We start from the raw sequence: 12,080 nt of genomic DNA, 5'->3' as shown, positions 1-12,080 counted from the left end.
AAAACTATGAAAAAAATTTATTTCTTTTCACCATCTAATTTAAAACCGACTGGTGGAGTTAAACAAATCTACCGCCAAGTTGATATTTTAAACCAACTTCAGTATGATGCTTCAGTATTATTAAAGAAGAAAAGTAAAAAAGCCAACCAGTGGTATTTTAATAAAAAAATAGTTTATAATTATAATTTTTTTGAAAAAGTTTTAAATACTTTAACCAACAATAATATTTCTAAAAAAATAAAGAAACAAATAAAAAAATTCACAGATACTCCTATAGAAAAAGATAGCATCATCGTGATGCCTGAAATCTATGGTAGCCAAATGCACCACGCTCTTGATAATAGGAAATTTGTAATTTTTAATCAAAATTGTTATTATACTTTTAATCACTATCACTTTTCTTATTCTAAAGATAATCCATATCTAGACAAGAACTGTTTAGGCGTAATTGTAGCATCTCAAGATGCTTATGAATACTTAAATTATGTATTTCCAGAAGTGAATATTCAGAAGATAACGCTTGGTATTGACGATAAAATTTTCAATTATTCAGAAAAAAAGCGAAAGAAAATTTGCTATATGCCAAGAAAATTATCTGAAGACTCTGAGCAGGTTATCGTTATTTTAAAAGCAAAAGCTATAATAGAAGGCTGGGAATTATGCGCTATTGATGATATGGAAGAGCACGAAGTAGCAAAGCACCTCAAAGAATCTATATTATTTTTATCTTTTAATCATAGAGAAGGCTTTGGGCTTCCGCCTGTAGAAGCTATGGCGTGCGGATGCTATGTAATAGGTTACCGTGGACAAGCTGGAAAAGAATATCTAAACCCTGAATTTTCACAACCTGTTGCAGATGGAGATATTATCAGTTTTGTAAAAGAGATTGAAAAGACCATTCAAACTTTCAACGAAAAACCTTCACATATATTAGATATGGGCAAAAAAGCCTCTGAATATATACGATCTACATATAGCCTAAAACACGAAATAGAAACCACCCAAACCGCTTGGGAAAACCTTTTGCGCCAGCTTTAGCCCGCAACATTCTGAAAATATTTCTCTAAAACCAGAAGACTGCAAAGTTTCTCTACATCAGGGTTCCAAAATTGTTGGCAGTGCTGGTGGGCGTTTCCTATGATTTCTAAACAAAGTTCAGGGTGGGCAGTGTAATATTCCAACTGTGCTTCTAAATCAGAATAATCTGGTTTGAGTTCAATATAATGCTTTCCTCCCTCCAAAGTTCCCTCCATAAACCAAGTTTCCACCGTGGGTTTCGGCATAACCGCTATAGAGTTAGAAGACATCACCCATTTCAAATTGGTTGCTACATCATTGCCTTGCAAACTCAAAATAAATTTATAATCCAAATGCTCTTTGATGGGCATTTTAGGCTTAATCCATTCCTTCCGACCGCCATTGGTATTGGTTTGTCCCAAATCACAAAGCGGATGGTTAAAATAAGCCGCATAAAAATCATAGCGGTGCTGCTGAGCAATAGCCCCACGCCCTACCAATTGGTTTTTCTTAGATTGAAAAGGCTGATCCCCCCGTATCCACACGAAATGCCGAGCTTTATCCAAATTCAGCAAAATGCTATTCTGGTTATTCTCCACAATGGGACGACTTTTCACAATGCTCGGTGTAGGCGGCACATTTACGACATCGCCAAAAACACAGTCTAAAAATAAATTTTCATCAAAATACCGAGCGTATTCATAAGTATCAAAATAATAAGCCTTCGGCGATTGAGGGCGTTTTAAATCTCTGATTTGCATCTGCTTTTGTATTGCCAAAAGCTCAGAGAGTTGATTATAATAATCTACACGCTGTTTTATTTTTTCTAATTCTTTATCAGAAAAAGAGGCGGACAGATCAGAAATAATAGAGTGAGCTTGGGGAGCACGCCATAGAAATCGGGCGTAGTTTTGTAAATAGTATAGTGGTTTATTCTTTTTATCTATCCTCATTCAGCATTATTTTCGAGCGTAATCATCTTGAAGCCTCACAATATCATCTTCCCCAAAATAAGTTCCCGTCTGCACTTCTATAAAGATGAGCACCTCATCGCCAATATTCTCAATACGATGTTTAGCCCCCAGCGGAATTAAAACCGTTTGGCTGTATTCATAGACCGTTTCTATATCATCTAATGTCACCTTAGCCGTTCCTTGCACTATGGTCCACGCCTCTTGCCTTTTGTTATGGTATTGGTAAGACAGCCGCTTCCCTGGCAATACCTCCACGCGTTTTAGTTTATAATGTGGCTCATCTGCCAAAACAAAATATTTCCCCCAAGGTCTTTCTCCTATTTCCATAAATACTATTTTAGTCAAACAGCAAAATTATAAATTTTTAATCATTTAAAAAACCTTTATTTTCTGTAAATTTGCCATTCTAAAAGATTTTAATTCAATTAAAAATTTCTCTTATGGAAAAAGTACGCGTTCGTTTTGCGCCCAGCCCTACGGGAGCCCTACACTTAGGGGGCGTAAGAACAGCATTATATGACTATCTTTTCGCTAAACACAACGGTGGCGATTTCGTGCTAAGAATAGAAGATACAGATACCGCAAGATATGTAGAAGGCGCCGAAGATTATATTATGGAAGCCTTGGAATGGTCCGGCATCATCCCTGATGAAAGCCCAAAACACGGCGGTCCTTACGGTCCATACAGACAGTCCGAAAGGCGAGACATCTACGACCGATATATCCAAGAAATCCTGAAAACAGACTATGCCTACATCGCTTTTGATACGCCTGAGGAGTTGGATGCCATTCGGAAAGCGTATGAAGCCCGAGGTAAGGTTTTTGCTTACAACCATATCACCAGAAATCAACTTAAAAACAGCCTTAGCCTGTCGCCCGAAGAGGTAGAAGATTTATTGGCTAAAAAAACACCTTTTGTGGTGAGATTTAAAATGCCAATTGATAGAACGCTCAACTTAGAAGACCTTATTCGAGGCAAGTTTAGCGTGAATACCAACGATTTAGATGATAAAGTTTTGGTAAAGCACGATGGTATGCCCACCTACCATTTCGCCAATATCATAGATGACCACGAGATGAAAATCACCCATGTGATCCGCGGCGAAGAATGGCTGCCTTCTATGGCACTCCACACCCTTCTTTATGAAGCTATGGGCTGGACACCGCCGCAATTTGCCCATCTTTCACTCATTTTAAAACCTGAGGGCAAAGGCAAATTAAGCAAAAGAGATGGTGCCAAATTCGGGTTCCCTGTGTTTCCATTAGATTTTAAAGACCCTGAAAGCGGCGAAATTTGGAAAGGCTACCGCGAGTCTGGCTACTTCCCTGAAGCCTTTATCAATATGGTGGCACTATTGGGCTGGACACCTGCCGACAATAAAGAAATCCTGTCGCTCCAAGAGATGATTGACGAGTTTGACCTCCATAAAGTCCACAAAGCGGGTGCCAGATTTAGTTTAGACAAAGCCCGTTGGTTCAATCATCAGTATTTACAAAAAAAATCTGATGCCGAACTTCTTACTGATTTAAAGGCGCTCAACCTTATTCCCGATAAGTTTTCTGATGATACTTTATTGAAAATCATCGCACTAATGAAAGAGCGCGCCACTTTCGTAAAAGACATTTATGATGAAGGGGTATTTTTCTTTGAAGCCCCAACTTCTTACGATGAAAAAGCCGTAAAAAAAGCGTGGAAAGAAGATACATCAAGCATTATAAATGCTTTGGCAGACGCCTTAGAAAACGTTGATTTCCAAACGGCTGATGCTATTAAAAATACACTCCACGACTTTGCTACAGCTCAAAATTTAGGTATGGGCAAAGTGATGATGCCGCTTAGATTGGCTTTGGTGGGTGAGTTAAAAGGTCCTGACATTCCAGACTTAATGGCGATTATTGGTAAAGATGCCAGCCTCAGTAGAATACGCCATATTTTAGAAGTTCTCGGTTAAATTTTATCGGTACAAACTTTCATTTCTGAAAAAATTTACTAAATTTGGAACTTTATTAGATATTAAACAATGGAATATTTAGATTTTGAAACCCCAATAAAAGAGCTGATGGAACAATATGAAAAATGTTCCTTAGTCGGCGAAGAGAGCGGTGTTGATATGAAAACGGCGTGCAGCCAGATAGAAGATAAAATCATTGAAAAGAAGAAAGAAATCTACGGCAAACTCACGCCATGGCAACGGGTGCAACTTTCTCGTCACCCTGACCGCCCATACACGCTGGACTACATTAAAGGTATTGCGGATAAAGACAGTTTTATAGAGCTACACGGTGATAGAAACTTTGCTGATGATGCCGCTATGGTAGGCGGTTTAGCCAAAATAGATGGACACTCGGTAATGTTTATCGGCACGCAGAAAGGGCGAACCACCAAGGAGCGCCAGCACCGCAGATTTGGGATGAGCAATCCTGAAGGCTACAGAAAAGCCCTAAGGCTGATGAAGTTGGCAGAAAAATTCCGAATCCCTGTCATCACACTGATTGACACACCTGGGGCTTACCCTGGTTTAGAAGCCGAAGAAAGAGGTCAAGGCGAGGCGATTGCCAGAAACATCTACGAAATGTGCCAACTCAAAACGCCTATTTTTTGCTATATCATTGGCGAAGGTGCCAGTGGTGGCGCTTTGGGCATTGGTGTGGGGAACAAGGTTTATATGATGGAAAACTCTTGGTATTCCGTGATTTCTCCAGAGAACTGTTCGGCTATTTTATGGCGAAATTGGGATCACAAAGAAGAAGCCGCTTCTACAATGAAACTCACCGCTCAAGATTCTCTTAAAGAGAAGATTATTGATGGTATTATAGAAGAGCCGCTGGGTGGTGCCCACTATGATCCAAGCGTGGCTTTCAGCAATATGAAAACTTCTATCCTCAACAATATCAAAGCGTTTAGCAAGTTTTCAGGCAAAGAATTAGAAACCCAAAGACAAGATAAATTCATCGCGATGGGGCAATACAAAGGTTAATCCCTCATCGTATATCTCAAAAAAAATGCTGTTCAGATGATGTGAACAGCATTTTTTATTTTAGTCTTTTTTGTTTTAGAAAGAAACCTCGTTGGTCTCGTTTCCTTTGGTAAAGGTCATATTCTTTTGGTTACCTTTATAGGAAATATTAACCAAATTCAACTGTTTAGGGTAGGCTTCCATTAAGATAGAATTTTTAATTTTCAGCGTACTGATGGAGGCTACATTCTCCACTTCGTAGTACACCCAAACGCTCTCTCCACTCACTTGGCTTCCTGTAAAAGTAATTTTTTGCGGATTTCCGTTGATGGTTACCGCCACCTTACTGTTGATGTATTTCTTCACTTCAGCTTCAAAAGCTGCCGTTCTGGAATCTATTTTAATAGCATCAGAAACCTGCGAAGTGTTGAGTTTTGTCGTGAATTTCAGCGTCTGACTACCATCGATGTAGTCCACCTTAGTCATCGTAGAATAAAAATCTTTTACGCTAAAACTCATCATCACTAATAAAGATAAAACTCCGAATATACTTAAAAACTTTTTCATTGTATTAAAATTTTAGGTTGATTAAATTTCAAGAATTATGCCAATTAGAAATTAACGCTAATGGCGTACTTTTCATAAAATGCCTTAATATGGGCTACGGCATCATCTGCACTATCCACCACACGGAAGAGATTCAGGTCTTCTTCAGAAATCAAATGGTTTTCTAAAAGGGTGTTTTTAAACCAATCCAAAAGCCCGCTCCAAAATTGAGAGCCCACCAAAACGATAGGGAAACGCCCAATTTTATGCGTTTGTATCAGGGTTAAAGCTTCCATCAACTCATCTAAAGTCCCGAAGCCGCCTGGCATCACAATAAAGCCTTGGGAGTACTTCACAAACATCACTTTCCGCACGAAAAAATAATCAAAAGACATATTAAAATGCCGACTGATATAGGGGTTAAAGTGCTGTTCAAAAGGCAATTCTATATTGAGTCCTATGGATTTTCCTTGATTTTCAAAAGCGCCTTTATTGCCTGCTTCCATAATCCCTGGACCACCGCCTGTGATGATGCCAAAGCCTAAATCCGTGATTTTCTTCGCGATTTCTACTGCCATTTGATAATAATAATCCTCTGGTTTTAACCTTGCAGAGCCAAAAATGGACACACACGGCCCAGATTTCACCATTGCTTCGTAGCCGTTGACCAGCTCTGCCATTACTTTAAAAACCATCCAGCTGTCTCTGGTGATGCTTTCATCCCAAGTTTTAGGGCGAAAACTATCGCTCAGCCTATGGTCAAAAGGGTTGTTTTGTTCTTCTTCTGTTTTCATAAAAAATATTTTTCAGCTTTTTTTATTGATTCTGGTTTGCCTACATCAATCAACCTCGCTTGATGCTCATAGCCGACGATGCTGCGCTCCCCCATAAGGTCTAAATATTCCTCTATAATGGAGAATTTGCCTTGTCTTGATATTTTAGAAAAAATCTGGTTAGACATACAATGTATACCACTGAATGCCAACTCTTTAAGTGTATATTCTAATGAAACCAAGCGCTCTTCTCCTGTGTTTTTATTCCGCCAGCCGCAGAGAGTTTGGCTTTCATCAAACAATAATTTTCTAGAGCTCTCCCGATCCGAAACCGCCAACGACACCATTTTCCCTGATGCCAAATGGCTATCTATCAATTTTTGAATATTGAGGTCGGTTAAGATGTCAGCATTCATCACTAAAAAATGAGGCTCTTCAATGAGAAAAGGCTTTGCAAAGCATAATCCGCCGCCTGTTTCTCGTAAGAAATCCCGCTCATCAGAAATGGAAATTCGTGCCCCAAAATGATGGTTCGCCGATAGAAAATCTATAATCTGTTCGCCAAAATGGTGGATATTGATCACAAAATCTTGGATACCGAAGGATTGCAAAAATCGGATATTCCGCTCTAATAACGGCACGCCATTCACTCGTGCTAACGCCTTAGGATGTTGATCTGTAAAGGGTTTTAGGCGCGTGCCCTTTCCCGCTGCAAAGATGAGTGCTTTCATTGTTGTTCTTGGGTTTTCACGATAAATTGGAGAATATCCTTCGCCACTTCTGTTTTAGATTTAAGCTCAAAAGTTTGACGGTCTTCGGCGGTTAATATCGTAATTTTATTGGTATTTGATTTGAAGCCTGCCCCTGCATCTCTTAACGAATTGAGGACAATCATATCTAAATTTTTGTTCTGCAACTTGGCTTTGGCATTGGCTTCTTCATTCTGTGTTTCTAAGGCAAAACCGACCAAAAATTGGTGTTTTTTCTGCATCCCCATCGTTTTTAGAATATCGGGATTTTTCACCAATTCTATTTGAAGGGTTTCATCATTTTTCTTGATTTTTTCTTTGGCAACCACCTTGGGAGCGTAGTCAGCCACCGCCGCACTGGCAATTGCAACATCCATCTGAGGGTAAAATTCTAAAACTTTCTCCAGCATTTCTTTTGCGGAAGTTACCCTATGAAGCGCAACCTGCGGATGCTGAATTTGCTCCGTCGTAGGTCCTGAAATTAAAACCACCTCTGCACCCCAATCTGCGGCGGTCTTTGCCAACGCAAACCCCATTTTCCCCGAGGAATGGTTGCCAATAAAGCGCACAGGGTCTATAGCCTCATAGGTGGGTCCTGCAGTAATGAGGATTTTTTTCCCCCTAAGCAGTTGATTTTGATTAAAAAATTGATGAATGGCTTGGAATATGGTTGTAGGCTCTGCCAAGCGCCCCTCGCCCACCAGACCGCTAGCTAACTCGCCGTGTTCTGCAGGGATAATATGGTGTCCATACGATTTTGCCAAGGCTAAATTCCGTTGAGTAGAAGGGTGGGCATACATATCCAAATCCATTGCTGGGGCGATAAACACGGGACATTTGGCGGAGAGATAAGTGGCAACCGCCAAGTTATCACAAATGCCATTGACCATTTTTGCCAGCGTGTTTGCCGTGCAAGGTGCCACGAGCATCACATCTGCCCAAAGCCCCAAATCCACATGGTTGTTCCACTGATGATCAGCGGTAACCAAATCCGTAAGCACTGGATTTTTAGACAACGCCGATAAAGTCAGCGGCGAGGTAAAGTACGTGGCATCAGGCGTCATCACCACTTTCACCTCAGCTTTGGCTTTGATGAAATCCCGCACCAGCGTGTTGATTTTATACGCGGCAATGCCTGCTGAAACGGCAATTAAGATTTTTTTCCCTTCAAGACTCATAGTCATCAGAATTTAAGACTTACGAATATAAATGATTTTTTTGAAACTGAGAAATCTCAACAAAAAAAACCGCTATACAGCGGCTTTATATTATTGTAGTAGAGGCATTTCTTAAGCTCTACCCTCTTCTTTTCTAAAATAAATCTCGTTATCCATCCATTCTTTAATGGCGATAGAAGTCGGTTTAGGAAGTTTTTCGTAGAGTTTAGAAATTTCTATTTGCTCTCTGTTTTCGAATACCTCTTCCAAAGTGGCATTGTGTACCGCAAACTCATCTAATTTATTATGAAGTTCGGTGCGAATTTCAGCATTGATCTGCTCCGCTCTTTTTCCCATAATCACGATGGCTTCGTAGATAGAGCCTACTTTTTCTTCTATCTTATCTCTATTATAAGTAATGGTATTGTTTTCTGCTTTGGTATCTTTAACACTCATTTCAGCTGGGTATTTATTCGGTTTTAGTTTGCAAAGATATAGATTTCTTTGGAATTTTTAAAACCTCTATTCAGATTTATTTTCTTTTCCGCGTTTTTCTTTTTGTTTCGCCTCGTAATCGGCTTTGCGTTTTTCCACTTGCTGCTCTAATTTCTCAAAGTGGGTTTTCTCGGTCTCCAACTGCGCTCTCAACTTCTGCGCCGATTTAGACATCTCCGTATCTGGATAATCCTTCTCCACTTGGTAGGTGTAGGCTATAGCGCTCTCCAAACGCTCTTTTTTAAGTTCAAATTTAGAATCTATCGCTATTTTGGCTTTTGCCTGCATCAGATAGTTTTCTATTTTAGGTCTTAACTTGGTGGATGGGAAATCGTTGAGGACATTTTCAAAGCTGATAATTGCCGCTTTATATTCTAACATTTTGTAGTATTGGCGGGCGTTTTCATAGGCTTTGAACTCTAATTTATAAGTCAACTCTTCAATTAAATCATTGATGTTTTTTGCTCTCTCAGAATTCGGATATTGATTGAGAAAATTCTGCAATTCTGTAATCGCCAACTCTGTGCTGCTTTGGTCTAAATTATACTCCAAAGAGCCTTGATAATAGCAAATTGCCGACATATACGCGGCTTCTTCCTTCCTTGGATCGTTCGCCAGCGCGCTATTGACCGCAAATTTCTTGAACTGATGCCCTGCCAAGCGGTATTGCTTATCATAATAGTTGGCGTATGCGGATTTAAAAAGCACATCCGAAGCCTCATCTGTCCCCGAAACCAAATTCTGCGCACGCTCATAGAGCGCCAGTGCTTCCTTCCATTTCTTCTTCGCGTACATATCGTTCGCTGCGGTCAAGATCACATCTTTGTCTGCGCTTTTCATCGCCATATCATATTGTTTATTACAAGAAAAAGCGATGGCTGCTACAGCTATTGTCAGAATATATTTCTTCATTATAAAATCTTAATCGATGCAAAAATAAAACTTTTTTATCAAAACCCGCTTTTTTATCTAACTTTAACATTGTTTTAGAAAAAAAACGATAACCTGCCTTCCTTTTTATGGCGCTATGGCGAGGTCTATCACTTCTTTCATACGGCTTACATAATGGATTTTGAGGTTTTTAAGATAATCCCCTTGGATGTCTTGCACATCTTTTCGGTTTTCTTCGCAGAGGATGACCTCTTTAATGCCTGCCCTCACGGCTGCCAGCAATTTTTCTTTTATGCCGCCCACAGGCAAAACCTTCCCACGGAGGGTAATTTCGCCCGTCATTGCTAAATGAGATTTCACTTTCTTGTTCAGAAAACTGGACACCATAGAAGTGAGCATCGTGATGCCTGCCGAAGGTCCATCTTTAGGCGTAGCCCCTTCTGGAATGTGGAGGTGGACATTATGCTGCGCAATGGTCTCTTGGTCTATGCCGAGTTCTGCGTGTTTGGCTTTAATGTATTCTAAAGCAATGGTAGCAGATTCCTTCATCACATTCCCCAAGTTACCCGTCATGGTAAGTTGCCCTTTGCCTTTGGACAGAATACTTTCTATAAAGAGAATATCGCCGCCCACACTGGTCCACGCCAAGCCTGTCACCACCCCTGGGGCATCTACCATTTCCGAAAGGTTTTTCTTCAGCGGAACGCCCAAAATCTGATCTACCGTAGCGATAGAAATATTAGGCTGATATGCTTTCTCCATCGTGATTTGTAGCGCCACCCAACGGGCTATTTTAGCGATACATTTCTCCAAATTCCTTACACCGCTCTCTCTGGTGTGGGCTTCTATAATATGTTTTAGCGCGGAGGTATTTAGTTTTAGTTGATGACTTGTTAAGCCGTTTTCTTCCAATTGCTTTTTGAGCAAATGGCGTTTGGCAATTTCTACTTTCTCCTCTAAGGTATAGCCCGAAAGTTGGATGATTTCCATTCGGTCTAATAGAGGTTGCTGAATGGTACTCAGCGTGTTTGCCGTAGCGATGAACATCACCTTAGACAGGTCATAACCGATTTCTAAAAAGTTATCATAGAAACTGTGGTTTTGCTCTGGGTCTAAGACCTCCAACAACGCAGACGATGGGTCGCCGTGAACGCCCTGACCTATTTTATCAATTTCATCTAAAACCACCACGGGGTTAGAAGTTCCCGCTTTCTTTATCGATTGTAAAATCCGCCCTGCCATAGCGCCGATATAGGTTTTGCGGTGACCACGGATTTCGCTTTCATCGTACAAACCGCCCAAAGAAATACGGATGTACTCGCGCCCCAAAGCCTCTGCAATAGACTTCCCTAAGGAGGTTTTACCCACCCCTGGAGGCCCCACAAGGCAAAGAATTGGCGACTTCATATTGTTTTTAAGTTTGAGCACCGCTATATGCTCCAAAATTCGCTTCTTGATGTCCTCCATACCAAAGTGCGCTCTGTTCAGCACTGTTTCTGCCTTCGGAATGTTAAAAACATCTTTAGAATAACGCTCCCAAGGCAAATCTGTGAAGAAATCTAAGTAATTCCGCTGCACATTATAGTCTGGCGAATGCGGATTTTGCCTGTTCAAACGGTTAATTTCCCTTTGAAAATGCTGCTCTACCTCATCATTCCATTTGATTTTTTTGGCTTTTTCTTTCAGTTCTTCGGCATCGTTTTCTGCACCGCCGCCCAGCTCTTCTTGTATGGTTTTAATCTGTTGATTGAGGAAATACTCGCGCTGGTGCTTGTCCATTTCCTTAGAGGTTTTTTGGTGGATTAAGTTCCGAAGTTCTAATTTCCGAAACTCATCAAACAGCATCTCGTAGCATTTTTTAGCCCGAGTTTTGGTGCTTTTGGTTTCCAGCAAAGTTTGCTTAGCCTCCGCCGAAAATCGGGCATTGGCACAAATAAAATTAAGCAACTCCTCGTGGTTTTCTATATTGGTAATCGCAAAGCGGGCAGAGTTCGGGATCTGCGGGTCTAAATCCACAATCTTAATGGCTACCGACTTAATGTTCTCTATAATCGCCTCAAACTCTTCTCTATTTTTAGATTGGCTTTCTTTGAGTTTGTCTATCTCCGCTAAAAAATAAGGCTCCTGCGCTACCAATTCTTTCAGTTTAAAACGCCCTACGCCTCGCATAATAGCCGTGATATTACCATCAGGGAGTTTCACAATTTTCAGCACCTGAGCGGTCGTGCCCACGCGGTAGAGGTCTTTCTCGGTAGGGTTCTGTTCCTTGCTATTTTTTTGAGATAAAATACCGATGGTCTCGTTATTTTGCTGCGCTTCTTGGAGCAATTTAATGGATTTCTCACGACCTGCGGTAATGGGCATAATAACGCCTGGGAACATCACCATATCCCGAACGGGCAAAATGGGAAATAGATTTTGGTTTTCTTTCTCGGATTTGGCGTGAATCTCTTCGGTAACAAAGCTGAAACCCTCGTCTAACATCCCGTCGAAAGAAATATCTTCTATATCAATCATAATT

At 40.6% G+C, this 12,080-nt stretch carries 12 protein-coding genes; 3 read left to right on the top strand and 9 right to left on the bottom strand.

Annotated elements, in window-relative coordinates; all coding sequences use genetic code 11:
* The first annotated feature begins 6 nt into the window (after positions 1-6).
* Entirely contained in the window at positions 7-1,038 is a 1,032-nt protein-coding gene (locus tag NYR17_RS02350) for a glycosyltransferase (RefSeq protein ID WP_302506133.1), read from the top strand.
* Here the strand turns inward: NYR17_RS02350 and NYR17_RS02345 are convergent.
* Both NYR17_RS02345 and NYR17_RS02340 read right to left on the bottom strand, forming a co-directional pair.
* Entirely contained in the window at positions 1,035-1,970 is a 936-nt protein-coding gene (locus NYR17_RS02345) for a glycosyl transferase family 90 (RefSeq protein ID WP_302506132.1), read from the bottom strand. The genes NYR17_RS02350 and NYR17_RS02345 overlap by 4 nt on opposite strands.
* Before the next feature lie 6 nt (positions 1,971-1,976).
* Positions 1,977-2,318: a phosphomannose isomerase type II C-terminal cupin domain gene (locus NYR17_RS02340; protein WP_302506131.1), complete on the bottom strand. Its 342-nt coding sequence runs from the start codon at positions 2,316-2,318 to the stop codon at positions 1,977-1,979.
* Positions 2,319-2,431: 113 nt separating this feature from the next.
* Here NYR17_RS02340 and gltX point away from each other — a divergent pair, with 113 nt between their 5' ends.
* Together gltX and NYR17_RS02330 are read left to right on the top strand one after the other, a co-directional pair.
* A complete protein-coding gene (gene gltX, locus NYR17_RS02335) occupies positions 2,432-3,943 on the top strand; it encodes a glutamate--tRNA ligase (protein WP_302506130.1) in 1,512 nt (503 codons plus the stop codon).
* 69 nt (positions 3,944-4,012) lie between these two features.
* Positions 4,013-4,969, top strand: a complete 957-nt coding sequence (locus tag NYR17_RS02330) for an acetyl-CoA carboxylase carboxyltransferase subunit alpha (protein ID WP_302506129.1) — start codon at positions 4,013-4,015, stop codon at positions 4,967-4,969.
* 75 nt (positions 4,970-5,044) lie between these two features.
* Here NYR17_RS02330 and NYR17_RS02325 read toward each other — a convergent pair whose 3' ends face one another.
* The 7 genes from NYR17_RS02325 to lon all read right to left on the bottom strand — a co-directional run bounded on the left by NYR17_RS02325 (position 5,045) and on the right by lon (position 12,076).
* Positions 5,045-5,515 (bottom strand): DUF6702 family protein, encoded by a 471-nt coding sequence (locus NYR17_RS02325; protein ID WP_302506128.1) that lies wholly within the window; start codon positions 5,513-5,515, stop codon positions 5,045-5,047.
* A 44-nt stretch (positions 5,516-5,559) separates the two neighbouring features.
* The gene (locus NYR17_RS02320; RefSeq protein WP_302506127.1) at positions 5,560-6,288 is read right to left on the bottom strand and encodes a TIGR00730 family Rossman fold protein; all 729 of its coding nucleotides are present in this window, start codon (positions 6,286-6,288) and stop codon (positions 5,560-5,562) included.
* Entirely contained in the window at positions 6,285-6,998 is a 714-nt protein-coding gene (locus NYR17_RS02315; RefSeq protein ID WP_302506126.1) for a nucleotidyltransferase family protein, read from the bottom strand. Before NYR17_RS02315 ends, NYR17_RS02320 begins: the two co-directional genes overlap by 4 nt.
* Complete coding sequence (coaBC, locus tag NYR17_RS02310; RefSeq protein ID WP_302506124.1) at positions 6,995-8,194, bottom strand: bifunctional phosphopantothenoylcysteine decarboxylase/phosphopantothenate--cysteine ligase CoaBC; 1,200 nt, start codon at positions 8,192-8,194, stop codon at positions 6,995-6,997. The genes NYR17_RS02315 and coaBC overlap by 4 nt, the downstream gene beginning before the upstream one ends.
* A 111-nt stretch (positions 8,195-8,305) precedes the next feature.
* Positions 8,306-8,629 (bottom strand): DNA-directed RNA polymerase subunit omega, encoded by a 324-nt coding sequence (locus NYR17_RS02305; RefSeq protein ID WP_302506122.1) that lies wholly within the window; start codon positions 8,627-8,629, stop codon positions 8,306-8,308.
* Between the two features lie 66 nt (positions 8,630-8,695).
* Entirely contained in the window at positions 8,696-9,580 is an 885-nt protein-coding gene (locus tag NYR17_RS02300; RefSeq protein ID WP_302506121.1) for an outer membrane protein assembly factor BamD, read from the bottom strand.
* Between the two features lie 105 nt (positions 9,581-9,685).
* Positions 9,686-12,076 (bottom strand): endopeptidase La, encoded by a 2,391-nt coding sequence (gene lon / locus NYR17_RS02295; protein ID WP_302506119.1) that lies wholly within the window; start codon positions 12,074-12,076, stop codon positions 9,686-9,688.
* Between the last annotated feature and the right edge of the window lie 4 nt (positions 12,077-12,080).

The organism is Riemerella columbina (genome assembly GCF_030517065.1).
GTDB classification, from domain to species: domain Bacteria; phylum Bacteroidota; class Bacteroidia; order Flavobacteriales; family Weeksellaceae; genus Riemerella; species Riemerella columbina_A.
This window is presented reverse-complemented; position numbering and strand designations above follow the sequence as displayed.